Raw genomic sequence first — 23591 nt, 5'->3', positions numbered from 1 at the left:
AACTTAGTTTGGCATCACTCGGAGACCCCAATGATTCAGGTTCTTTCCAGCGCGTGGGCGTTGCTGCTCGGCATGGGGTTGCTGATGGTCGGAAATGGCCTTCAGGGCACTCTTTTGGGTGTTCGCGGCGAGATCGAAGGGTTTTCGACTCTGCATATGTCTATTGTGATGTCCGCCTATTTCGTCGGCTTTCTGGGCGGCTCACGACTTGCCCCTGAAATGATCCGGCGCGTCGGCCATGTGCGGGTCTTTGCAGCGCTTGCGTCTTTCATCTCGGCCGTCATGATCATGTACCCCATGCTCACGAACCCAATCGCCTGGGCACTTGGGCGGGTGGTGATCGGCTTTTGTTTCTCGGGTGTGTATGTCACCGCAGAAAGCTGGTTGAACAACGCGGCCAGCAACGAAAACCGAGGCCAGGCCTTGTCTTTGTACATGATCGTTCAGATGACCGGAATCGTCACGGCGCAGGCCCTGTTGCTGGTGGGCGATCCGGCAGGGTACGAGACATTTGTGATCGCCTCGATCCTTGTTTCGGTTTCCTTCGCGCCGATCCTGTTGTCGATTTCACCAACACCAGCCTTTGATACAACAAAGCCTATGACACTGCGCAAACTGATGGAGACATCACCATTGGGCTGCGTCGGCATGTTCCTGCTGGGTGGCATATTTTCGGCTCAGTTCGGGATGAGCTCGGTCTACGGCGCGCAAGCCGGATTGTCGCTGGTCGAGATTTCAACCTTTGTGGCCGCGTTTTATGTTGGCTCGGTTCTGTTGCAATACCCGATTGGTTGGTTCTCGGACCGTATGGATCGCCGGATTCTGATTCTGACGGTTTCCGTCGTCGGCGGCTGCGGCGCACTGGTGGGAATGTTTTTCGGGGCGACCTTCTCAATCCTGCTGACCGGTGCATTTGTTATTGGAGGCATGACCAGCCCGCTTTATTCCCTGCTGATCGCCTACACCAACGACTATTTGGAATATGACGACATGTCTGCTGCTTCGGGCGGGCTGATCTTCATCAACGGCCTGGGCGCAATTGCCGGTCCGCTGATAACCGGTTGGCTGATGGGCAACGGCATCATGGGCCCTGCAGGTTTCTTCCTGTTTATTGCGACGCTGATGTTTGCGATGGCGTTCTACGCGCTCTACCGAATGACCCAGCGTGCTTATGTACCTGTTGACGAAACCGGAACAATTGCACCGATTATGCCGACATCGTCGCCAGTTGCTTTGGAAGTTGCGCAGGAAGTTGTGATCGAAGCAGCACAAGATGAGCAAGATACGCAAGAAGTCGCTTAAGAAACGAAAATATGTCGCAAATGTTGCAATATGTTACTGTCACAATTCTGTAAAACATTCTTAAATGACCTTACGTCCCTGGGGAGGGCAAATTACGGAGTTTAGGGCAATGGTAGGTCCTGAAGAAGTATTGAGTTTTTGGTTAGATGAAGTTGGTCCCAAGGGGTGGTATCTGCAGGATGACGCATTGGATGCGGAAATCCGAGACCGTTTCTTGTCAACTTGGGAAGCAGCGGTTGAGGGCAGATTTTCGCTTTGGCTGACATATCCCAGCGGATCGCTGGCGTATATTATCCTGACAGATCAGTTTCCACGTAACATGTTCCGGGGGCAGGCCCGTGCATTTGCGACTGACCGAGCGGCTTTGGCAGCTGCCAAATGCGCGGTCGACAAGGGGTGGGACAAAAAGATCGACGAACCCGCGCGGCAGTTCTTTTATCTGCCGATGATGCACTCGGAAAATCTGTGTGATCAGGAACGTTGTGTGCGTTTGATCTGCGAAAACCTGAGCGGTGACACAAGCAATCTATTGCACGCACGGGCGCATCGCGAAGTGATCCGCAAGTTCGGTCGGTTCCCCTATCGGAACGAAGCACTGTCGCGCCATTCCACACCGCATGAAGTTGCCTATGTCGACATGGGTGGTTATGGGACCACCGTACGCGAGCTTCAGGCAACCGTTTGACCGTTTGAAAATGCTGGCATGCCGCGCATTGTTCGCGCGGCATAACCTTATGAGCCTGTTTCACACCCTTTGAAATCCAAAATGCGCTTGGACACGACGTCCGCGCCGCTATTGATGGTCTGGGCTATCAAAACCTGAGGCTCGTCTGCCAGACTGATCAACCTATCCTGTGCTGTCTGCAACTTTTGTTCCAAGGAATTTAGTCGGGCTAAGGTCGATTGGATATCCTTGGTTGTTTGACTGTCTAAACCAATTGCCTTTTTCGGCAACGCGGCTAATTCGTCTCGTAATGCCGCAAGCTCTGTTCGAATGTTCGTTGTCTCCTCTCTGAGCGGAGCAACGACTTGCACTGCTTCAGAAAACTCCGCCGTGATGCTCTCCACCTTTGACGCCAACAGCCAGCCCAGAAACAGGCACAAGGCCACAAGGATCAACGTGGCGTTGAGCAAAGCAAGCAGCAGGTCTTTGAGTGTTTTCGCCATAGTCAGCCTCTTGAATGTCCTTTGTTAAGAAATGCCCGAACGGTGTCGACAGTTCAGTTCTAGCCATGGAGCGGGCTTGGGTATAGGCTGAAATCCACGTCTTCAGGTGTGGCTTACCTTGCGTCGCTTTTGTCGCGGGGCGCGCCTGTTGATGTGTTTTGAAAAGTAGTTTAATGGTAAACTAATTTTTCAACACCTGCGCCGAGAGGGACACATGGCTGCACAATCTTTTGATCTGATCGTAATCGGGGCTGGTCCCGGCGGCTATGTCGCTGCAATCCGTGCCGCCCAGTTGGGTCTGAAAACCGTCGTTGTTGAACGCGAACATCTTGGAGGCATTTGCCTGAACTGGGGTTGTATCCCCACCAAGGCATTGCTTCGCTCATCCGAAGTGTTCCATCTGATGGAACGCGCCAAGGATTTCGGCTTGAAAGCTGACAAGATTGGTTACGACCTGGATGCGGTCGTCAAAAGGTCACGGGGTGTGGCCGGACAACTTTCAGGCGGGATTGGTCATCTTCTGAAGAAGAACAAGGTCACTGTTGTGATGGGCGAGGCCACGATCCCCGCCAAGGGCAAGGTCAGTGTTAAAACTGAGAAAGGCACCGAAGAACTCACAGCCAAGAACATCATTCTGGCCACCGGCGCGCGGGCGCGGGAATTGCCGGGGCTTGAGGCGGATGGTGATCTGGTCTGGACCTACAAACACGCGCTGCAGCCGCCCCGGATGCCAAAGAAACTGCTGGTCATTGGGTCCGGCGCGATTGGCATCGAATTCGCCAGCTTCTACAATACGCTTGGCGCGGACACGACCGTGGTCGAAGTGATGGATCGCGTTCTGCCGGTTGAGGATGCCGAGATCAGCGCATTGGCGAAAAAGGCCTTCACCAAGCAAGGCATGACCATCATGGAAAAGGCGATGGTCAAGCAATTGGACCGGGGTAAAGGCAAAGTGACCGCTCATATCGAGGTTAAGGGCAAGGTCGAAAAGTATGATTTCGACACCGTGATTTCGGCGGTAGGCATCGTCGGTAATGTCGAAAACCTTGGTCTCGAAGCGCTGGGGGTCAAGATCGACCGCACGCATGTGGTGACGGATGAATTCTGCCGCACCGGTGTCGAAGGGCTGTACGCAATCGGTGATATCGCAGGTGCACCATGGCTGGCGCATAAGGCCAGTCACGAGGGCGTCATGGTCGCGGATCTTATCGCGGGCAAACACGCACACCCGGTCAAACCCGAGAGCATTGCAGGATGTACCTACTGCCAGCCTCAGGTGGCATCCGTTGGCTACACCGAAGCCAAAGCCAAAGAACTGGGTTACGACATCAAGGTCGGGCGCTTCCCGTTCATCGGCAACGGCAAGGCTATTGCCCTGGGGGAACCAGAGGGGCTGATCAAAACCGTCTTTGACGCCAAAACAGGAGAGCTTTTGGGCGCACATATGATCGGCGCGGAAGTGACGGAACTGATCCAGGGATATGTGGTTGGACGCCAGCTGGAGACCACCGAAGAAGATCTGATGAACACGGTCTTCCCGCACCCAACCTTGTCAGAGATGATGCACGAAAGCGTTCTGGACGCTTACGATCGCGTGATCCACATGTAAGGGAAGGGGGCTCTGCCCCCGCCGCGGCAAGCCGCGACTCCCCCGAGGTATTTATAGCCAGATGAAGCAGGGGATCCGCACTTAATCTGGCCGAAAATACCTCGGAGCGCGAGGCAGAGCCTCGCAAAAACACTTTACTTGTTCAAAGCATCCAGAATGCGGGCCCAGGATCGGATGCCCTTGTGAAAGCTTTTGACATCATATTTCTCGTTCGGTGAGTGAATTGCGTCATCATCGTTTGCATAACCGACCAGCATGGAATCGAGCCCGAGAACGGTGTTGAAGTACCCGACCACCGGAATAGAGCCACCCATGCCAGTAAAGACCGCCTCGCGATCCCATTCGTCAGACAAGGCGCCGCGCGCAGCTTCGAACTCTGGGCGGTCCAAATTCATGACAGAGGCTGGTGAGCCTTCAAGGTCATTGTCCCAAATCACTTTGGCGTCCGGAGACAGTCGTTCCTCGACATGTTTGCGGATTTTGTCGCGCAGAGCGTCAGGATCCATGTCACCGACAAGGCGGCAAGTGATTTTGCAATGTGCCTCGGATGGGATCACGGTTTTCGAACCAGCCCCGTTGTAACCGCCCCAAAGCCCGTTCACCTCAAGCGTTGGACGCGCCCATTGCTGTTCGAGTGCCGAATACCCCTTTTCGCCGTGCGGCTGGGTGTAGCCGACCGAATTCAGGTAGTCTGCTTCGTCAAACCCGCAGTTTTGCCACTGGCGGAGTTGATCCTCGGGTACTTCGTGGACGCCTTCGTAAAATCCGTCAACGGTTACGCGGCCGGTTTCGTCATCGTAGAAAGAGGCCACGATTTTCGACAGTTCCCGCAAGGGGTTTAGGCCTGGGCCACCGTAGTGGCCGGAATGCAGATCGATACGGGGTCCGATGATGGTGAATTCATCCTTCAGCATACCGCGCAGTTGGGCAGCTATGGAGGGAACCCCGCGTGAGACCATCGAGGTGTCGCAGACCAGTGCTAGGTCGGCTTTGAGCTCGGCCGCGTTTTCCTTAAGGAACGGGACTAGTGATGGAGACCCCGATTCTTCCTCGCCTTCAAAGAAGAAGGTGATGCGACAGGGCAGGGATCCATGCACAGCCTTCCAGGCGCGGCAGGCTTCGACAAAAGTCATCAGTTGCCCTTTGTCATCCGATGCGCCACGCCCACGGATAACGGGGCCGTGCTCGGTATCTTCGATTGCAGGATCAAATGGGTCGCGTGTCCACAGGTTCAGCGGATCAACCGGCTGCACATCATAGTGGCCGTAGAACAGGATATGCGGAGCGTCTGCGTCTTCTCCCACATGGCCAACAACCATGGGGTGGCCCGGCGTTTCTCGCTTTTCCGCATCTATTCCGATACTGCGAAGGTCGTTGACCAACCAATCTGCGGCGCGGTTGACCTCGTCCTTGAACGCGGGATCGGTTGAAATGGATTGGATGCGCAATAATTCCATCAGGCGGTAGATCGAGGTTTGCAGATCTTCGTCAATCCGGTTCAGCACGGTGTCTAGCGACATAGGGGGCTCCTGCTTTTCTAGTTTGGGCGAACCCTAACAGCGTGATCAGCGCCGTCCAGAGCGGTTTTGACGAAAACCAAAGTATCGCACGACGCATTGTGATGCGACTGTACCTGCGTCGTTTCCACGCGTTCGATAGCCGGAACTTTACTTGTCGTAGGGGGCACAACCTTTTATTTGATGCAAATCAAAGTTGGGTTCACCTGTTCGGCTGTAACCAGCTAAACTAAGGAACGCAAAGCCGCTGAAACACGTTACACTGTGTAAGGTGGCAGACTATTTGCCCAAGGGAAACCAATTTGGGCGCTCAAGGAGGGTCCGTTGGACTATACTGCTCAGCTCGATTCAGCGATTGCCAGGCTGCATGACGAAGGACGTTACCGGACCTTCATCGACATCGAACGTCGCAACGGACATTTCCCTCATGCGGTGCGAACGCGTCCGGATGGGTCGCAGCAGAACATCACCGTGTGGTGTGGCAACGATTACTTGGGCATGGGGCAGCACCCTGTTGTTCTGAATGCCATGCATGAGGCTGTGGACGCAGCAGGTGCAGGGTCTGGCGGGACGCGCAACATCTCGGGCACCACGGTTTACCACAAAAGGCTTGAGGCCGAGTTGGCTGATCTGCACGGCAAAGAAGCCGCGCTGTTGTTCACCAGCGCCTATATCGCCAATGATGCAACGCTCAGCACTCTGCCCAAGCTGTTCCCCGGCCTGATCATTTATTCCGACGCGCTGAACCATGCCTCGATGATCGAAGGTGTGCGCCGCAACGGCAGTTCTAAGCGGATTTTCCGGCACAATGACGTGGCGCATCTGCGTGAGTTGCTTGAAGCTGACGATCCGCAAGCGCCTAAACTGATCGCCTTCGAGTCAGTCTATTCTATGGACGGCGATTTTGGCCCGATCGAAGAGATCTGCGATCTGGCCGATGAGTTTGGCGCGCTGACCTATATCGACGAAGTGCACGCGGTTGGCATGTACGGCCCGCGTGGCGGCGGCGTGACTGAACGTGACCGTTTGGCCCATCGGATCGACATCATCAACGGAACCCTCGCCAAAGCATATGGCGTTATGGGTGGCTACATCGCCGCCAGCGCCAAGATGTGCGACGCTGTGCGCTCTTATGCGCCGGGTTTCATTTTCACCACTTCGTTGCCGCCAGCTGTTGCCGCAGGGGCTGCCGCTTCGGTTGCGCATCTGAAAACCGCGCAGGAGCTGCGTGACCAGCATCAGACTCAGGCCAAGATCCTCAAGCTGCGACTTAAAGGGATGGGTCTTCCCTTAATTGATCATGGCAGCCACATTGTGCCCGTGATCGTCGGCAACCCTGTGCATACCAAAAAGCTCAGTGATATGTTGCTGGATGATTATGGCATTTACGTGCAGCCGATCAATTTCCCGACTGTCCCGCGGGGAACCGAAAGGCTTCGGTTTACCCCGTCTCCGGTGCATGGACCCGACGAAATGAACCGTTTGGTGCAGGCGATGGACGAACTTTGGTCACATTGTGCGCTAAATCGCGCCGAACTTGCCGGTTAACCTCACGCCAAAGTGTGCAACGTGATTGCCGCGTGTTAAGCTTAGGCTAACAAAATTGGCAGACGAATCATTGTGGGGATGATTCGCCGCTAACGCGAAATACGCGACAGGCAGAATGGGGCAGCAGGGATGATTGGGCGCAGATCACAGCGCGAGTCCGAAGAAGACGTGGACGTCAGACCAAAAGGGTTTGATGACTACGAGATTCGTCTTGGTGACAAGATGCGCGGTGAGCGCGCGACAATGGGCAAATCTCTTTTGGATGTTCAGCGCGAACTGAGGATCAAAGCCAACTACATTGCTGCAATCGAAAACGCCGACCCTGATGCGTTTGATACACCCGGCTTCATAGCCGGGTATGTGCGCTCATATGCGCGCTACTTGGGAATGAACCCGGATGAGACCTTTGCAACCTTCTGCCAGGAAAGCGGTTTTGAAGTGGCCCATGGCATGTCGGCCGAGGCATCTGTGGTCCGCAAATCCACTGGCGGTCTTCCGTCGCGCGGTCCTATGGGGCGCGACCCGTTCATCTCGCCCAATACGCCCTATATTCCGGGCAAGGAGCCGCTGGTCAGTCAAATCGAACCGCGCGCCATCGGCTCTTCGCTGGTGTTGCTGGCGGTCATTGGTGGCATCGGCTATGGCGGCTGGGCTGTTTTGAACAAAATCCAGCAGGTGCAGGTCAGCCCTGTTGAGCAAGCCCCTGTGGTCCTGTCCGACCTTGATCCACTGGATGCGGTGCGTGGTGCCGCGTCAGACGATACGGTTGAAGTGGCCAGTACCGAGGCGTTGGATCGTCTTTATCGTCCACAGGCGCTGGACGTGCCGGTTCTGGTTGCTCGTGATGCCCCGATCTCGACCCTTGACCCACGTGAGGTCGGAACTTTCCGTCCGCCCGAGTTGCCGCAACTTGAACTGGCCAAGGTTCACACGGTCGAACGACCCGCGCTGCCGCAGGTCGTGGAACAGATCGATACAACGCTTAAAATTGTGGCTGTTGACCCGGCATGGATGCGTGTGACGGCTGCAGACGGCAGTATCATTTTCGAAGGCACCCTTGGCACGGTTGAACAAGGCAGCGTTTTTGAAGTGCCTCTGACCGAGGAGCCGCCGCAGTTGCGGGCCGGGGCTTCGGGGTCGGTCTACTTCTCTATGAACGGCGAGCATTACGGTCCGGCGGGTGCGCCGGGTACGGTTGCCAAAGGTGTCGTGTTGTCGAAAGAAGCCGTGTCCGAGACGTATGCCGTAGCCGATCTTGAGGCCGAGCAGAACAGCGCTCTCAAGCAACTGGTGGCGGAACTGCAGACCGAGGCGACTGAAACGCCCGCGGAGTGATCTAGCCATTGCGACGCCCCGGTTGTCGGACTATCTAAAGGTCCAACTCTGGCAGACGCGGATCCGTCCTTATGTCCCTCAATCACGTACGCCCTTGGCGCGACATCTATCGTCGTAAATCCCGTCAAATCATGGTCGGCAACGTCCCTGTTGGGGGTGATGCACCCATTGCGGTACAGACCATGACCAATACGCTGACCACCGATGTGGCGGCCACCGTGGCGCAGGTTCAGGCCGCAGCTGAGGCTGGCGCGGATATAGTGCGCGTTTCGGTTCCGGATGAGGCGTCGTCGAAGGCGCTGAAAGAGATCGTCCGCGAAAGCCCTGTGCCGATCGTGGCAGACATTCACTTTCACTACCGCCGTGGCATCGAAGCCGCCGAGGCGGGCGCGGCTTGCCTGCGCATCAATCCGGGCAATATCGGCGATGAAACCCGCGTGAAAGAGGTCATTCAGGCCGCACGCGATCACAACTGTTCGATCCGTATCGGGGTCAACGCGGGGTCATTGGAAAAACATCTGCTTGAGAAATACGGCGAGCCATGCCCCGAGGCGATGGTTGAAAGCGGGCTGGAACATATTCGCATCCTGCAGGACAACGACTTTCACGAGTTTAAGATCAGCGTGAAGGCCAGCGACGTTTTCCTGTCTGCTGCTGCTTATCAGGGCATTGCCGAAGCCACCGACGCGCCCATTCATCTGGGCATCACCGAAGCTGGAGGGCTGGTCAGCGGCACCATCAAGTCCGCCATCGGTTTGGGTAACCTGTTGTGGATGGGGATAGGCGACACGATCCGTGTCAGCCTGTCCGCTGATCCGGTGGAAGAGGTCAAGGTCGGTTTCGAAATCCTCAAGTCACTGGGCCTGCGACATCGCGGCGTGAACATTATCTCGTGCCCATCCTGCGCCCGTCAGGGGTTCGACGTCATCAAGACCGTTGAAGCCTTGGAGCATCGGCTGGAACACATCAAGACACCGATGAGCCTGTCAATTATCGGCTGTGTCGTGAACGGCCCGGGTGAGGCGTTGATGACCGATGTGGGCTTTACCGGCGGCGGCGCAGGCTCTGGCATGGTTTACCTGGCCGGCAAGGCCAGCCACAAGATGTCAAACGATCAGATGATTGATCACATTGTCGAACAGGTCGAGAAAAAGGCAGCTGAACTGGACGCGCAGGCCGAAGCGGCCGAGTAGGCGATTATTCAGTCCACGCTTGCCGCGCGTCTTAGATGTCATGTCCACGAAAGGGCAAAGGAATGATCGCCTATATCACCGTTGGTGTGGACGACATTGCAGCTGCAGAACAGTTTTATTCTGCTTTCCTGCCAGCCCTTGGATATAAATTGGAATGGTATCACGGCGACTTAAGCTACGCTCTTCCATCTCAGCAAGGTCAGTCTCAAGCTTTGCCGGAATTCTATGTGAAATCCCCGTTCGACGGGCATCCGGCCTCGGCAGGGAATGGCACGATGGTTGCATTCGAGGCGCAAAGTCAAAAGCAGGTTCGTGATCTTCACGCGGCGGCACTTGCCGCAGGTGGTTCCAACGAAGGCCAGCCGGGCTTTCGCGACTCCTATGGGGCTGATTTCTATGTTGGCTACCTGCGCGATCCGCAAGGAAACAAGATCGCGCTGTTTTCCAGTAATCCAAGCGAACCCGGTCGGGACGGTTAGATCAGAGGTTCCACACGCAATTTGAGGGGGCGAATGCTGTGCAGAGCCTTCGTGATCTGAAAGAAAGAAGAGCTCTGCAATAATAGGCGGCGGGCTACGCCGCCCCACCATGTGTTTAGCCGCGCTCGGCGCGCACACCATCCGCGATTTGTTGCATCTGATCGGCAGGCAGGAAGCCACGCAGCATTTCGGTACCCAGTACAAAGGACGGCGTGCCCGAAATCTGCATCCGCTGCGCCAGAGCACGGGTACGGGTGATTTCGTCCGTCACGCGGTCACTGTCCATTGCGGCGATGATCGCATCGCTGTCCAGCCCCAGACCATCCGAGATGCGGCGCAAAGACACTTCTGATGGCTCGCCGGTGAACTCCAGCAGGGCGTCATGGACCTGTTTGTAGGCTTCATTGCCCGCCACGTGCTTGGTGGCGACGGCAAAGCGCGAGGACAGGACAGACGCGTCGCCCAGAATGGGGAACTCCTTGATCACCAAGCGGATATTGCCGTCTTCGGCCAACAGGCTGGCTACCTCGGGTACGGCACGGCGGCAATAACCACAGCGGTAATCCATGAATTCGACCAGCGTGATATCCCCGTCCGGGTTGCCGCCCACAAAGCTGTAGCCATCGTTGAACAGTTCTTCTTCATTGGCGGCGATCAGTTCCTTGTCGGCCAGCGCTTCGGCTGCGGCATTTCGCTGTTCAAGGATGTTGATCGCTTCGATGATCACTTCGGGGTTTTCAAGCAGATACTCTCGCACCTGCGCGCCGAATTCGGCCTTTTCGGCATCGCTCATTGCGTTCAAATCCAGCGCCTGCGCTGAAGTCGCAGCCATGGAAAGCCCCAGAAGGGCAGGTGCAGCATGTCTGAGGATCATTTCCGTTTCCTTTTGCTTTTCTTGAATCGTTCTGACGCAATCAGCACGTCTTGTGCCCTTTGCCAACCCGGCGAGCCTTCGGGCAAGCGGGCCACAGCCCGTTTTGCGTGAATTCCGGCATCATCCAGCCGTCCCTGCAGCGCATATCGCTCTGCCGTCACGGTGGATGCCATTCCGTTGTTGCCAACCTTGGCATAGGCAATGCCCAAATCCTGCATCAGGCGCGCATTGCGAAAATCGCGGGATCGGGCCTTTTCCAACGCGGTCAAGGCTTGATCGGTGTTACCCTGCGCCAGCAGCGCACGACCATATCCTGCAAGAATCAGCGCATTGTTCGGGGCCATTTCCACCGCGCTCTGATACGCTTGAACTGCTTTGCTTATTTGCCTGTTTTCCAAAAGAATTTGCCCCTTGAGTTCGTAATAGTAAGGGTCATTCGGGCGAATGGCCAACGCCTCATCTATGGCGGCGCGAGCGCGGGACAAATCGCGGTTTTGATGATGTGCCGACGCCTCTCGCATCATGCGAATGTCACGGTCGGTCTCTTCTTTGGCGCGCCGCAAAGTCCAGCTTGGAGACCGCAGAAAGGCGGAAAGCTTACCTTTGACGCGGGCGAACCAGTAATCGGCGCTGGGGTTTCGGACCGCCTTGTCACCAAACTCGTCCAGAAAGGCCTCGGCGGCACGCAGACGGTCGCGGCTTGTCGGGTGCGAGCGCATATAGGGGTCCTGATTGGCAACGCTCAGCAGCTCCTGACCGGCGAATTTCCGATGCAGTTCGACCATGCCGCTGGGCGAAATCTGCGCCCATCGCAGATAACTTGCGGCACTGCGGTCAGCCGAGGCCTCTTCGGCGCGGGTGTGGCCCAGAAAGCTGCGAAGGGCGGCACCCTGGGTGCCGGCGGCAATACCAAGGGCTGCTTCTCCACCACCCGCAGCAGCAGCCAGCAGGGCCAGAGCGGTGCCAAAGCCGGCATTGCGCTGCGCCGCTTTCAGGTTTTCGGCCCGCCGTGCCAGATGGCCATTCGCGATGTGGGCGGCTTCGTGCGCGATCACAGCCTGCAGCATTTCCGGGCTTTCGACGCTCAGGATCAGTCCGTAGTTCACGTAGATCGCGTTGTAGTCGATGACAAATGCGTTGAACGTGTTGTCATTGATGACCAGAATCTGAACGCGGTTGGTATTCAAACCGGCCGCGCGCAGGATGGGAAATGCCAGTTCACGCAGCCCATGCTCGATGTCGGGATCTCGGATCAGGCTTTGCGCATGGGCTTGAACCACTGCCGCAAGCCAGACGACAGCTGCAAGCATCAGAGCCGGGATTGACGCCAGCCTGGATACGCGTTCAAAAGCCATGGCTGCAACATGGGAGATGGGCATGAGAAACTCAACCCGGTCCGGGGTCGATCCGTTTATTGTGATGGACGTAATGGAGGCCGCGTGCAAAGCGGAAGAGGCCGGACGCCATATCATCCACATGGAAGTCGGCCAGCCGGGGACAGGGGCCCCCAAGGGCGCGACCGAAGCGCTGGCAAAGGCAATGGAGCAAGGCCCTTTGGGTTATACGGTGGCTTTGGGGTTGCCCGCGCTCAGGCAGCGGATCGCGCGGCTTTACGGCGATTGGTATGATGTTGACTTGAACCCGGATCGAGTGGTCATCACCCCTGGATCCTCAGGCGGGTTTCTGCTGACCTTCACGGCGTTGTTCGACAGCGGGGACCGGGTTGGTATCGGCGCGCCCGGTTATCCGTCCTACCGACAGATCCTCAAAGCGTTGGGGCTGGTGCCCGTCGATCTGCCCACTGCCCCTGAAAACAGGTTGCAGCCTGTTGCCGAGGATATTCAGGGAATGGACCTGAAGGGGCTGATGGTGGCCTCGCCCGCGAACCCAACCGGCACCATGTTGGACCATGCGTCCATGGGCGCGCTGATAGACGCGGCGCAGGGGCAGGGGGCTTCGTTCATAAGTGACGAAATCTATCACGGGCTGGAATACGAAGCCAAAGCTGTCACCGCGCTGGAACTGACGGATGAGTGTTATGTGATCAACTCATTCTCCAAGTATTTCTCGATGACAGGCTGGCGCGTCGGATGGATGGTGGTGCCAGAAGATCAGGTGCGTGTGGTCGAGCGGATTGCCCAGAACATGTTCATCTGCGCCCCCCATGCCAGCCAGGTTGCAGCGCTGGCCGCGATGGATTGCGAAGACGAGTTGCAGGCCAATCTGGACGTCTATCGCCGAAACCGGGCGCTGATGCTGGACGGGCTGCCCAAGGCCGGGTTCGCAAACATCGCTCCGCCTGATGGCGCGTTTTATGTGTATGCCGACGTGTCTGACCTGACCAATGACAGCCGTGCCTTCGCGGCAGAGATTCTGGAAAAAGCAGGTGTGGCGGTCACGCCCGGGCTGGATTTCGACCCGCAGCGTGGTCACACGACCTTGCGTTTCTCTTATGCCCGGGCAACGGCTGATATCGAAGAAGGTCTTGAGCGTTTGCGCCTGTTCATGGCCCAGCGCGATGCGATCAGCGAGAAGGCCTGAGCCGTTCACAAAACGCAGCCAGTGGTATAGGCTGCGGTTCAAACGATCTCGGGAAAACTTGAGGCTATGAGCAGGATCTTCTTTTGCATCGCCCTGATTTGGGCGCTGGCGAGTGGTGCAGTTGCGCAGGAGTTCAGCGCGCTGGCGCGTATTCAGCCGGACCAGAGTCGCATAACAGATGTCGGGCGCACTGGCGTGCGAGTGGATATCGGCCTCAGCCAAGGTGTGCCGTACCGGATCTTCACCTTGCAGGATCCTTATCGGATGGTTTTGGATTTTAACGAGGTCGATTGGACAGGGTTGAATACCTCGGACTTCCTGCAATCTGATCGCATCAGCGGTGTTCAGTTCGGGGCTTATGTTCCGGGCTGGTCGCGTCTGGTGCTGGAACTGGGTGCACCGATGGCGGTCGAGACAGCGCAGTTGTCGATCGCAGAAGACTCGGGCGCGGCTTTGTTGTCCCTGAACCTTAAAGGCACGGATTTCGACACATTCAACGCGACATCAGGTGCGCCACGCAATCCGGGTTGGGACCTGCCAGAACCTGCCAACTTGCCGCAAACAGCACCCCGCAATTCTGATCGACCCCTGCGCGTCATGCTGGACCCAGGCCATGGCGGCATAGATCCGGGGGCCGAGGTTGGTGGGGTTGATGAGAAGACCCTGATGCTGACCTTCGCACGCGAGCTGCGTGAAGTTCTTTTGCGTTCGGGCGGATATGAAGTGGTCCTGACGCGGGTTGAGGATCAGTTCGTGTCGCTTGAGCGTCGGATTGCTTTGGCCCACCGGGCGGGCGCAGACCTGTTCATCTCACTGCATGCCGATTCCCTGTCCGAGGGGCAGGCCCATGGTGCGGCGGTCTATACTTTGTCTGATGATGCCTCGGACGTGGCGAGTTCGAAACTGGCGGAACGGCATGATCGGGGCGACCTGCTGTCTGGCGTCGACCTCAGTGGCTCGGATGATCAAGTGGCTGACGTTTTGCTGGACCTGGCACGGCAGGAGACCAGGCCGCGCACGCGGTCCCTCGCCACATCGATTGCCAACGGTATGACGCAGCAGGGCGGTCCCATGAACCGTAAACCCCTGCGCACGGCGTCTTTTTCGGTGCTCAAGGCGGCGGATATTCCTTCGGTTCTGGTCGAGCTTGGGTTTCTTTCCAGTCCTAGAGATCTGAAAAACCTCAAGGATCCGGAATGGCGGTCGAAAATGGCTTTGGGGATTTTTCAGGGGCTTGAGGATTGGCGACAGCAGGATGTGATCCGCAAATCCCTGATTGGCCAGTGACCTTACGGCGCAAACCGGCTAGAATACGCTTGGTGTTTTGACCCTCAGGCGGCGCATCACTATATAGACGGCACCGCGAGAAAAAGGCAGTAACGTGATCCGGTTCATTCTTTCGTTTTTCGGGGCGATTTTCAGCCTCGTCACTTTGGGTATCTTTATGGTCGCACTGGTAATCGGTGCGGTGTTCTGGATGTATGGCCGCGACCTGCCCAGCCATGAATCTCTGGCCCAGTATAAGCCGCCCACCATCAGTCGGATTTATTCGGGCAAAGGGCAGCTGATTGATGAATTCGCGCAGGAACGACGCCTGTTCACCCCGTCCGAGGACATCCCCGATCTGGTGAAACAGGCTTTCATCTCGGCGGAAGACAAGAACTTTTACACCCATCAGGGGTACGATCCGCGCGGTATTGTTGCAGCCGGTGTTGAGGCAGTGCGCACCAAGGGCGAAACCGTGCGCGGGGCATCGACGATCACGCAGCAGGTGATGAAGAACTTTCTGCTGTCAGGCGACCGCCGAGCTGAACGCAAGATCAAGGAAATCATCCTCGCCACAAGGCTTGAGGATACCTTGGACAAGGAACAGATCCTCGAACTTTACATGAACGAGATCTTTCTTGGCCAGAACTCCTATGGCGTGACTGCCGCTGCCCAGACCTATTTCAACAAGACCTTGCAGGAGTTGGCCCCGCATGAGGCCGCGATGCTGGCCGCGATGCCCAAGGCACCTTCGGATTACCACCCGGTTCGTCAAAAAGAACGGCTGCTGGCCCGCCGTAACTATGTGCTGCGTGAGATGAACCAGAACGGTTACATCGATCAGGCGACCTATGAGACCGAAGTCGAGATGCCGCTGCGTTCAGTGCAGAACGGTGACTTTGAAAGTTTCCGCACCGCTTTGCCGCCGCGTGACTATTTCACCGACGAAATCCGTCGCCAGCTGAGCGAGGATTTTGGCGAAGGTGAGTTCTTTACCGGCGGCTTTACGGTCCGTGCGTCTGTGGACGAAGAAATGCAGATCGAAGCTGCCAAAGCTCTGCGCACGGCGCTGCAGAAATACGACCGATCGCGCGGCAGGTGGCGCGGTACGGGCGAAGTGATCCCGGAAGAAGCGCTGGCGGGTGAGGCGCAGTGGCGCGAAGCTCTTTCTATCATGGAAATTCCACGCGATGTGGTGCTGCCGACCCGGTGGTATCCTGCCGTGGTTTTGGGCGTCTCTGACCAGCAACTCACGGTCGGGATCGAAAATGGACCCGCCGATGGCATTATCCCACGCTCGGACATCAAATGGATGCAGGGCGATTTTGCAGCAAACTTCAAACGCGGCGACGTGATCCTTGTGATGGCCGGGGAAGAGGGACAATGGTCTGCCCGCCAGGTGCCCGAAGTGCAGGGCGGCTTTGTTGCGATGGATGTGAACTCGGGCCGTGTTTTGGCGATGCAGGGCGGGTTCTCGTATCAGGACACCGTGTTCAACCGCGCCACGCAGGCGCAGCGTCAGCCCGGATCGTCTTTCAAACCTTTCGTCTATGCCGCCGCACTGGACAGTGGCTATAGCCCCGCAACCATAGTTGTGGACGCCCCGATTGAGGTGAACACGCCACAGGGTCTGTGGCGTCCCAAGAACTCGTCGAACAAGTTCTACGGACCGACGCCGCTGCGCACCGGGATCGAGCAGTCGCGGAACCTGATGACAATCCGTCTGGCGCAAGAGGTCACGATGCCTGTGGTTGCAGGCTATGCGGAACGCTTTGGCGTCTACGACCGCATGGGGGCATTCCTGGCGAACTCCCTGGGGTCCGAAGAGACGACGCTTTACAAGATGGTGGCGGCCTATGCGATGTTTGCAAATGGCGGTCAGCGGGTCGAGCCCACTCTGGTCGACCGTATTCAGGACCGGTTCGGCAAAACCATCTATCGCCACGACGACCGCCAGTGTCTGGATTGCGATTCCACATGGATGGCCCCTGATGAATCTCCGACCCTTGTGACGGACCGCGCACAGGTGATGGATGCGATCACGGCCTATCAGTTGACCTCTATGATGACAGGCGTGGTGGATCGCGGTACCGCCGCGCGCCATGTAAACTTGCCGGTGCCGACAGCTGGCAAAACCGGCACCACCAACGAATCCAAGGATGCGTGGTTTATTGGGTTTACCTCGAACATCGTTGCTGGCTGTTACATCGGCTATGACCGACCGCGCCCGATGGGGCGGGGTGCTTATGGTGGCACGATGTGCGGCCCGGTGTTCCAAAGCTTCATGGAAAAGGCGGTTGAGAAATACGGCGGCGGCCCGTTCGAGGTGCCGGAAGGCGGTCATTTCATCAAGATCGACCGTTTCAGTGGCGCACGGCTGCCTGACGATGCCAGCGGTGACTATGTTGTTGCTGAATTCTTCCGTGATGGCGTCGATGGCTTCATCGACCGCGTCTATGACGGCGGCTTTGCGATCGGTTCGGATCTGCCCTTGTTCGAGGAAGTGCAGCGCGCAGGCGTGCAGGTTCAGACCTCGACAGGTCAGACGGTCACTGTCGGGCCCAAAGCCACGCAGGGCGACCTGAGCACTGGCGGGCTTTACTGATCAGATAGACACAGAAGCAGAGTCAAAAGGTCTGCTTCCGGATCGTTATCGATTGCACCGTCCGATCGCCAGTGGATGGACAAGGCGCATTTGGCGGCGGCCCATTGGGCCAGCCGTTCCTTTGGTACTCTCAGCGCCTTGGAGTAGAGCGACAGGCAGGTTTCGATCTGCTGAGGACCACGCACCAAATCTGGCATCCCTTTTGGGTGTCGTAATGCACTTGCCAGCTCAAACGCCGGATCTCCGACATACCCTTTGGCATCGAAAACCCGTGGGCCCGTCTCGGTCATGATAATATTGTCAGTGTGAAGATCCCCGTGAAGAGGCACGGGCGCTGGTTGGCTATTCAACAGATGCCGGCCCATGGCCATGGCGGACAGCACGTCGTTGGGCAGAAGGGTTGGGCATGTTGGCGCAAAAGCGCAGTTAAACAACGGGGTGAAAACCTGGTCCAGGGGTCTCAAACCCTGAACCCGGACGGTGGGTTTTCCATGCAGACGCGCTGCAGTTTCTGCAAGGAATCTAGTGGTGTCATCGGGGCGTCCCGAACGCGCAATGTCACCCAATGACGGACCATCCAGCCACTCCATCAAAACAGCGTTCCGTTCTTCGTTGAAAATACGAACCGCACCCCGGTCTCGCCACGCATTCAGCAGCGCGCTGCCGGGTGCTTCGTTGCCGCGATCCGGTCTGCGATAGAGTTTCAACGCTGCGGGTCCGTGTTTCGACAACACTTTCCAAACCCGCACCTGACCGGTCTCGGCAACCAGCTCTGGCTGATGCAGGTTCCAATAGTCCAGAAACTCGTCGCATGTGCTTTGCATTCGCGTCCGGCCTGTCTTGTGGTGTCTCGCACCTCTTGCTATCACGCAGGCCTGATTGAGCAAGTTGGGACAAGACCATGCGCGCCGAAACCCAGAACATCGTGGCGGAAATCGAAAAGTCGCTTGAGCTGCTGGCGCAGCGTATGGACTATGAAACCGCACCGCATCGCCTTGAGGAATTCAATGCGCGTGTCGAAGATCCGAACCTGTGGGACAACCCCGAGAACGCGCAGAAGCTGATGCGCGAACGGCAGATGCTGGTCGACGCCATCGAGACCTATGAAACCATCAAGACCGATCTTAGCGACAATATCGAGCTGATCGAATTGGGTGAGATGGAAGAGGATGAAGAGGTCGTTCAGGACGCCGAAGCTGCGATCAAAGCACTACAGGGCAAAGCCGCCAAGAAAGAGCTTGAAGCGCTGCTGGACGGTGAGGCCGACAGCAACGACACGTTCCTTGAAATCAACTCGGGCGCTGGCGGAACCGAAAGTTGTGACTGGGCTTCGATGCTGGCGCGGATGTACGTTCGCTGGGCCGAGAAAAAAGGCTATACGGTCGAGCTTCAATCCGAGACCGCAGGCGAAGAAGCGGGCATTAAATCTGCCGCTTACAAGATCTCGGGCCACAACGCTTATGGCTGGCTGAAATCGGAAAGCGGTGTGCACCGGCTGGTGCGGATTTCGCCTTTTGACTCGGCGGCGAAACGTCATACCTCGTTCAGTTCGGTCTGGGTCTATCCGGTGGTGGACGACAATATCGAGATCGAGGTGAACCCGGCGGATATTCGCATCGACACCTACCGGTCCTCGGGTGCAGGTGGTCAGCACGTCAACACCACGGACTCGGCGGTTCGGATCACGCATATTCCAACCGGGATTGTGGTGACCTCGTCCGAGAAATCGCAGCACCAGAACCGTGACATTGCCATGAAGGCCCTGAAATCGCGCTTGTATCAACAGGAACTGGACCGCCGGAACGCGGATATCAACGCCGCGCATGAGGCCAAAGGCGATGCAGGCTGGGGTAACCAGATCCGGTCTTACGTGTTGCAGCCGTACCAGATGGTGAAGGATCTGCGCACCAACCACGAAACTTCGGACACCAAGGGCGTGTTGGATGGTGATCTGGACGGGTTCATGGCGGCGACTCTGGCGCTGAACGTTGCAGGCAAAAGCCGGTCCGAGGCGCAGGGCGACAGCTAAGGTGCATAGCCAGATCGCTTTTCTGAACGTGCTGAAAAGGTACTGGCGGCGTATCCTGATTACATGATTGGTCTTTCTTCTTTGCAGCACAACTGTTGTGCGGCAGCTGAAGATTTTGATTCTTTTTCTGAATGAGTTGGCCCATGCCGTTTCAATCCTGTTGACCGGTAGCGAGGTCGGGAAAAGATACACTTAAACAGTGGGTTTAAATGAGCTGAACCGCTCGCTAGGCTGTTCAAGACCAACAACAGAATGGCATGTAATGGACCTGACTCGGATATCGGCCGCAGAGCTTGTGAAACAACTGGCAACCCGACAGGTTTCAGCCACCGATGTAATGCGTGCCACCTTGGATCGCATCGCTAAGGTGAATGGCGATGTGAACGCTATAGTAGCGTTACGGGAAGAGAGTGCGTTGGTGGCCGAGGCACAGAACTGCGATAGCGGTCCAATTACTGGCCCGCTGCACGGTCTGCCAATTGCGGTCAAGGATTTGGTCAATGTGGCAGGTGTGGTCTCGTCTCATGGATCGCCTTTGTTCAAGGACGTCGTGCCGGACAGCGACGATCTGATTGCTACCCGGATGCGGGATGCGGGGGCTATACTTATCGGAAAAACCAACACGCCGGAATTCGGATTGGGATCGCACACATTCAACCCAGTCTATGGTGCGACGCGCAATCCGTATGACGCCGACCATACCTGCGGAGGATCGTCCGGTGGGGCGGCGGTGGCCCTGGCCACGGGAATGGTGGTCCTTGCAGACGGGTCCGACATGATGGGCAGTCTGCGTAACCCAGCGGCCTGGAACAATGTTTACGGCTTTCGTCCAAGCTGGGGCAGGGTGCCGTCTGATCCTGTCGGCGACAGCTTTCTGCATCAGCTGTCCACACTTGGCCCCATGGCCCGCGGCCCCGAGGATTTGGGCATCTTGCTTGACGTTATCTCGGGGCCAGACCCGCGCCTGCCCTTGGCCTCTGATAGCGTTCCGGTGTCACCGGTGGAAATTGCAGATATGCAGGGTCTGCGGATTGGTTGGCTTGGGGATTGGGGCGGGGCGTTCCCGACCGAGCCTGGAATTCTCGACCTGTGCAATGATGCTTTGACCGTGTTTGAAAGCCTTGGCGCTGATGTGCAAAAAGTTGATCCGCCCTTCGATGCAGAACAACTTTGGACCAGTTGGATCACGCTGCGGTCGTTCAGCGTGGCGGCGGGGCTGGAGCCCTTGGCCTCGCAAAGGGATCATCTGAAAGATACGGCTCAATGGGAACTGGATCGTGGTCTGGCGATGCGTGCAATGGAGGTGCAGCACGCCAGCGTCATCCGCTCGGATTGGTTCCGTCGCGCTGCATACCTGTTCAAACAGTTTGACGCGTTGGTTCTGCCATCCGCGCAGGTCTGGCCCTTTGGGGTCGAGATACCGTACCCGACCAGTATCGCGGGCCGGACAATGGACACCTATCACCGATGGATGCACGTCACGGTGCCTGTCAGTCTGATCGGTTTGCCTTGTCTGGCCGCACCTGCGGGTTTCGGTCCAAACGGACTGCCGATGGGGTTCCAGCTGTTCGGTCCACGGGGCGCGGATCACAAACTATTGTCGGTTGGGGCGGCCTATCACGCCGAAACCAACTGGCCAAACAAGAGACCGGCGAGGCCATAACGCCGGATCGGGAGGAGGAGACAACATGGATAAGCCTTTTGGTGTGCCGGAAATGCGACCGGTGGATACCGCCATGCTGCGCACGGCATTGCAGCGCGCGTGGACTGATTTTCGCCGCGCACCGCTATTCGGGCTGATCTTTGCTGGCTTTTACGTGCTGGCGGGCTGGGCCATGGCGTGGGTGACTGTGCAGACCGGAACAACCTTTTGGCTGGTACTGGCGGCCATCGGGTTTCCGCTGATCGGACCTTTCGCAGCGGTCGGGCTTTATGAAGTCTCGCACCGGCTTGAGCAGGGTGAGCCCTTGGATTTTGGTGCGATCTTTGGCGTGGTACTGCAGCAAAGCCGCAGGCAGTTGCCTTCGATCTGTGCAATCATCGTAGTCGTCTTCCTGTTTTGGTTCTTTCTCGGGCACATGATCTTTGCCCTGTTTCTGGGCCTGGCCACGATGACGAACATATCAACGTCGACAGAGGTGTTCCTGACGTTGAACGGCCTGACCATGCTGGCCGTGGGTACGGTCGTGGGGGCGGTCTTTGCCACCGTTTTGTACATGATTACCGTTCTTTCGATCCCATTGCTGCTGGACCGCGAGCTGGATTTCGTGACCGCCATGATCACAAGTTTTTCTTACGTGAAAGAAAATCTGTTTGTGATGCTTGGCTGGGGGGCCTTGGTCGCGATTTTGACATTCATCGCGATGGTGCCCTGGTTTTTGGGGTTGTTGATCGTTTTGCCAGTGCTTGGCCACGCCAGCTGGCATCTTTATCGGCAGATTACCCAGGTCGATGCTGCGTAGACACCCACAACTGCAGCAGGTTAGAACTGCTGTGCAAGATTGTTCGTGGACAGGCGCGCAGCGGCAAAAATAGCTGCAGAGTCGTGCCCCAGGTACTTGAGAACAACCGGTTCCGGGTTGGATGTATCCGCGGAATTAACCACCGATCCGCGCCAATGAACCGCAGTTCCGTTTTGATCGGGTGAGATCAGGTAGACCCGGCTGTTGTGGCCGCCCCGTTGGGATGTCAGCATATAAACGGTATCGCCGCTACAGGCGGCGAGCCCTTGGATTTCACGGTCTTGCGGTGTGGCATCTGGCATGGCAGTGCGTGATACATAGCCCCGTATCAAAGTGCACTGGGCCAGCGGCCGTGCGTGCAACAAGGTCATGCGGTGTGTATCCGAAAGGCTTTCGAAGACGGCATAAAACCCAAGTGAAAAGGCGGACTTCCCGATCGCCTCTGCACCCGAACCCAGAAACTCAGTCAGAGTTTTGGTGGCCGGGTGGTTTTCTGACTTCTCGATCTCGTCCAAGGGCTGGAGAAGAATTCGGGCATCTACGTCAAAAAAGCGACAAATCCGATCCAGAACATCCGGGCGAGGAACGCTTTCGCCAGAAAGATATCTGTTAAACTGCGTGCGGTTCACCCCGAGCTTGCGGCACAGGGCTGAGACCGAGCGATGCTGCTGCGCCAAACGCCGCAGGTTCTCGCTGAACATCGCGCGTAACATTTCAGGGCTGCGGGTATCGTCAGTCATGGCCTTCCACGTATTGCTGTGTCTTCGAATGAAACCCATTGAACACCGAGGCAAAAACCGGGTGCACAAAAAGTAATCGTACAGAATAACCCCAAGCAACGTATCCCCACGCCGCGTTGCAGCTTCGACGCTAGCGCTGCAAAGCTCAATGGCAATAGGCTTTATACGAAAAAGACTGATCTTTATCTGGAAAAACAAACCCTATGGCAATTATGGCGCAAAAGGCTCGTGTAGGTTGAGAGCGTGCTGCCTGACCAACCAAAGGTGTGCCCCCGCCCGGAAAGACGCTAAAACGTCAGCGGGCGGGGAACAGATTTTAGTCGCCGCGCAGCAAGGCTGCGACACCTGTACGGGCGATCTCGACCAGACCCAATGGACGCATAAGGTCCGCAAAGGCATCGATCTTGTCCGGTGCACCGGTGATTTCGAAGATGAACGAATTCAGAGTGCTGTCGACCACATTGGCGCGGAAAATATCGGCCAGCCGCAGGGCCTCGACCCGCTTGTCGCCCTCACCCACGACCTTGATGATGGCCAGTTCGCGCTCGACCGAAGGGCCTTCGACAGTAAGGTCATGCACGTCGTGCACGGTTACAATTCGGCCCAGCTGCGCCTTGATCTGCTCAATAACCTGGGGGGTCCCGGTGGTGACGATGGTGATGCGGCTGAGGTGGCCTGTGTGATCAACTTCGGCCACGGTCAGGCTTTCGATGTTGTAACCGCGCCCCGAGAACAATCCGATCACACGCGCCAGAACGCCGGGTTCGTTCTCGACCAACACCGCTATCGTGTGACGTTCCTGCACGTCCGAAAAGGTGGGTCGTAGGTTATAGGCCGAATGGCGGGTGGCACCTTTTTTGATATGTAGGGCAGACATTTATGTCCCTTTCATCATCCTTGAGATATCGGGCGCGGCAAGGCGCC

The 23591-nt window shown here is 57.0% G+C and carries 20 protein-coding genes; 13 read left to right on the top strand and 7 right to left on the bottom strand.

Annotation, left to right across the window (positions count from 1 at the left end; genetic code table 11):
- The first annotated feature begins 30 nt into the window (after positions 1-30).
- Together GOV91_RS03800 and GOV91_RS03795 are read left to right on the top strand one after the other, a co-directional pair.
- Positions 31-1302 (top strand): MFS transporter, encoded by a 1272-nt coding sequence (locus tag GOV91_RS03800; RefSeq protein WP_171179682.1) that lies wholly within the window; start codon positions 31-33, stop codon positions 1300-1302.
- 109 nt (positions 1303-1411) lie between these two features.
- Entirely contained in the window at positions 1412-1987 is a 576-nt protein-coding gene (locus GOV91_RS03795; protein ID WP_171179684.1) for a DUF924 family protein, read from the top strand.
- A gap of 47 nt (positions 1988-2034) precedes the next feature.
- Here the strand turns inward: GOV91_RS03795 and GOV91_RS03790 are convergent, their stop codons facing one another.
- Complete coding sequence (locus GOV91_RS03790) at positions 2035-2469, bottom strand: hypothetical protein (RefSeq protein ID WP_171234485.1); 435 nt, start codon at positions 2467-2469, stop codon at positions 2035-2037.
- A 214-nt stretch (positions 2470-2683) separates the two neighbouring features.
- Between GOV91_RS03790 and lpdA the strand changes: the two genes are divergently transcribed.
- Positions 2684-4078, top strand: a complete 1395-nt coding sequence (gene lpdA, locus GOV91_RS03785) for a dihydrolipoyl dehydrogenase (protein WP_171234484.1) — start codon at positions 2684-2686, stop codon at positions 4076-4078.
- A gap of 134 nt (positions 4079-4212) precedes the next feature.
- On the opposite strand, the gene GOV91_RS03780 is transcribed toward lpdA, so the two are convergent.
- Entirely contained in the window at positions 4213-5598 is a 1386-nt protein-coding gene (locus GOV91_RS03780; RefSeq protein WP_171234483.1) for a M20/M25/M40 family metallo-hydrolase, read from the bottom strand.
- Between the two features lie 321 nt (positions 5599-5919).
- Between GOV91_RS03780 and hemA the strand changes: the two genes are divergently transcribed.
- The 4 genes from hemA to GOV91_RS03760 all read left to right on the top strand — a co-directional run bounded on the left by hemA (position 5920) and on the right by GOV91_RS03760 (position 10150).
- A complete protein-coding gene (hemA, locus tag GOV91_RS03775; RefSeq protein ID WP_171234482.1) occupies positions 5920-7143 on the top strand; it encodes a 5-aminolevulinate synthase in 1224 nt (407 codons plus the stop codon).
- 129 nt (positions 7144-7272) lie between these two features.
- A complete protein-coding gene (locus tag GOV91_RS03770) occupies positions 7273-8478 on the top strand; it encodes a helix-turn-helix domain-containing protein (RefSeq protein ID WP_171234481.1) in 1206 nt (401 codons plus the stop codon).
- Between the two features lie 71 nt (positions 8479-8549).
- Positions 8550-9671, top strand: a complete 1122-nt coding sequence (gene ispG / locus GOV91_RS03765; protein ID WP_171234480.1) for a flavodoxin-dependent (E)-4-hydroxy-3-methylbut-2-enyl-diphosphate synthase — start codon at positions 8550-8552, stop codon at positions 9669-9671.
- A gap of 62 nt (positions 9672-9733) precedes the next feature.
- On the top strand, positions 9734-10150 hold the full coding sequence (locus GOV91_RS03760) for a VOC family protein (protein WP_171234479.1): 417 nt from the start codon (positions 9734-9736) through the stop codon (positions 10148-10150).
- Between the two features lie 115 nt (positions 10151-10265).
- On the opposite strand, the gene GOV91_RS03755 is transcribed toward GOV91_RS03760, so the two are convergent.
- Both GOV91_RS03755 and GOV91_RS03750 read right to left on the bottom strand, forming a co-directional pair.
- Positions 10266-11024 (bottom strand): DsbA family protein, encoded by a 759-nt coding sequence (locus GOV91_RS03755; protein ID WP_171179700.1) that lies wholly within the window; start codon positions 11022-11024, stop codon positions 10266-10268.
- Complete coding sequence (locus GOV91_RS03750) at positions 11021-12403, bottom strand: M48 family metalloprotease (RefSeq protein ID WP_171234478.1); 1383 nt, start codon at positions 12401-12403, stop codon at positions 11021-11023. The genes GOV91_RS03755 and GOV91_RS03750 overlap by 4 nt, the downstream gene beginning before the upstream one ends.
- On the opposite strand from GOV91_RS03750, the gene GOV91_RS03745 reads away from it, so the two are divergent.
- The 3 genes from GOV91_RS03745 (at position 12402) to GOV91_RS03735 (ending at position 17436) form a co-directional block, all read left to right on the top strand.
- Positions 12402-13565 carry a pyridoxal phosphate-dependent aminotransferase gene (locus GOV91_RS03745; protein WP_171234477.1) on the top strand — a complete coding sequence of 388 codons (1164 nt, stop codon included), beginning with the start codon at positions 12402-12404 and terminating at the stop codon, positions 13563-13565. The genes GOV91_RS03750 and GOV91_RS03745 overlap by 2 nt on opposite strands.
- A gap of 66 nt (positions 13566-13631) precedes the next feature.
- Positions 13632-14852: an N-acetylmuramoyl-L-alanine amidase gene (locus GOV91_RS03740; RefSeq protein ID WP_171234476.1), complete on the top strand. Its 1221-nt coding sequence runs from the start codon at positions 13632-13634 to the stop codon at positions 14850-14852.
- Positions 14853-14946: 94 nt separating this feature from the next.
- Entirely contained in the window at positions 14947-17436 is a 2490-nt protein-coding gene (locus tag GOV91_RS03735; protein ID WP_171234475.1) for a PBP1A family penicillin-binding protein, read from the top strand.
- On the opposite strand, the gene GOV91_RS03730 is transcribed toward GOV91_RS03735, so the two are convergent.
- On the bottom strand, positions 17430-18260 hold the full coding sequence (locus tag GOV91_RS03730; protein ID WP_171234474.1) for an aminoglycoside phosphotransferase family protein: 831 nt from the start codon (positions 18258-18260) through the stop codon (positions 17430-17432). The two genes, GOV91_RS03735 and GOV91_RS03730, sit on opposite strands and share 7 nt — an antisense overlap.
- A gap of 77 nt (positions 18261-18337) precedes the next feature.
- Between GOV91_RS03730 and prfB the strand changes: the two genes are divergently transcribed.
- The 3 genes from prfB (at position 18338) to GOV91_RS03715 (ending at position 21927) form a co-directional block, all read left to right on the top strand.
- A complete protein-coding gene (gene prfB, locus GOV91_RS03725; RefSeq protein WP_171090621.1) occupies positions 18338-19465 on the top strand; it encodes a peptide chain release factor 2 in 1128 nt (375 codons plus the stop codon).
- A 262-nt stretch (positions 19466-19727) separates the two neighbouring features.
- Positions 19728-21128, top strand: coding sequence for an amidase (locus GOV91_RS03720; RefSeq protein WP_171234473.1), 1401 nt, complete (start codon positions 19728-19730; stop codon positions 21126-21128).
- A gap of 25 nt (positions 21129-21153) precedes the next feature.
- A complete protein-coding gene (locus tag GOV91_RS03715; protein ID WP_171234472.1) occupies positions 21154-21927 on the top strand; it encodes a DUF2189 domain-containing protein in 774 nt (257 codons plus the stop codon).
- A gap of 20 nt (positions 21928-21947) precedes the next feature.
- On the opposite strand, the gene GOV91_RS03710 is transcribed toward GOV91_RS03715, so the two are convergent.
- Positions 21948-22667: a helix-turn-helix domain-containing protein gene (locus GOV91_RS03710; RefSeq protein ID WP_171234471.1), complete on the bottom strand. Its 720-nt coding sequence runs from the start codon at positions 22665-22667 to the stop codon at positions 21948-21950.
- 316 nt (positions 22668-22983) lie between these two features.
- Positions 22984-23544 (bottom strand): acetolactate synthase small subunit, encoded by a 561-nt coding sequence (gene ilvN / locus GOV91_RS03705; protein ID WP_171179724.1) that lies wholly within the window; start codon positions 23542-23544, stop codon positions 22984-22986.
- Positions 23545-23591: the final 47 nt, after the last annotated feature.

The organism is Ruegeria sp. HKCCA6837, from assembly GCF_013034475.1.
In the GTDB taxonomy this organism is placed as follows: domain Bacteria; phylum Pseudomonadota; class Alphaproteobacteria; order Rhodobacterales; family Rhodobacteraceae; genus Ruegeria.
The sequence above is the reverse complement of the archived record's forward strand: the minus strand, read 5'-3'. Positions and strand labels throughout refer to the sequence as shown.

Bases quoted from the DNA above. Each gene is read 5' to 3' on its own strand.
- GOV91_RS03720 (WP_171234473.1), top strand. From the start codon at position 19,728: ATGGACCTGACTCGGATATCGGCCGCAGAGCTTGTGAAACAACTGGCA.
- prfB (WP_171090621.1), top strand. From the start codon at position 18,338: ATGCGCGCCGAAACCCAGAACATCGTGGCGGAAATCGAAAAGTCGCTT.
- GOV91_RS03715 (WP_171234472.1), top strand. From the start codon at position 21,154: ATGGATAAGCCTTTTGGTGTGCCGGAAATGCGACCGGTGGATACCGCC.
- ilvN (WP_171179724.1), bottom strand. From the start codon at position 23,544: ATGTCTGCCCTACATATCAAAAAAGGTGCCACCCGCCATTCGGCCTAT.
- ispG (WP_171234480.1), top strand. From the start codon at position 8,550: ATGTCCCTCAATCACGTACGCCCTTGGCGCGACATCTATCGTCGTAAA.
- lpdA (WP_171234484.1), top strand. From the start codon at position 2,684: ATGGCTGCACAATCTTTTGATCTGATCGTAATCGGGGCTGGTCCCGGC.
- GOV91_RS03740 (WP_171234476.1), top strand. From the start codon at position 13,632: ATGAGCAGGATCTTCTTTTGCATCGCCCTGATTTGGGCGCTGGCGAGT.
- GOV91_RS03760 (WP_171234479.1), top strand. From the start codon at position 9,734: ATGATCGCCTATATCACCGTTGGTGTGGACGACATTGCAGCTGCAGAA.
- GOV91_RS03755 (WP_171179700.1), bottom strand. From the start codon at position 11,024: ATGATCCTCAGACATGCTGCACCTGCCCTTCTGGGGCTTTCCATGGCT.
- GOV91_RS03780 (WP_171234483.1), bottom strand. From the start codon at position 5,598: ATGTCGCTAGACACCGTGCTGAACCGGATTGACGAAGATCTGCAAACC.
- GOV91_RS03745 (WP_171234477.1), top strand. From the start codon at position 12,402: ATGAGAAACTCAACCCGGTCCGGGGTCGATCCGTTTATTGTGATGGAC.
- GOV91_RS03730 (WP_171234474.1), bottom strand. From the start codon at position 18,260: ATGCAAAGCACATGCGACGAGTTTCTGGACTATTGGAACCTGCATCAG.
- GOV91_RS03710 (WP_171234471.1), bottom strand. From the start codon at position 22,667: ATGACTGACGATACCCGCAGCCCTGAAATGTTACGCGCGATGTTCAGC.
- GOV91_RS03800 (WP_171179682.1), top strand. From the start codon at position 31: ATGATTCAGGTTCTTTCCAGCGCGTGGGCGTTGCTGCTCGGCATGGGG.
- GOV91_RS03770 (WP_171234481.1), top strand. From the start codon at position 7,273: ATGATTGGGCGCAGATCACAGCGCGAGTCCGAAGAAGACGTGGACGTC.
- GOV91_RS03795 (WP_171179684.1), top strand. From the start codon at position 1,412: ATGGTAGGTCCTGAAGAAGTATTGAGTTTTTGGTTAGATGAAGTTGGT.
- GOV91_RS03790 (WP_171234485.1), bottom strand. From the start codon at position 2,469: ATGGCGAAAACACTCAAAGACCTGCTGCTTGCTTTGCTCAACGCCACG.
- GOV91_RS03750 (WP_171234478.1), bottom strand. From the start codon at position 12,403: ATGCCCATCTCCCATGTTGCAGCCATGGCTTTTGAACGCGTATCCAGG.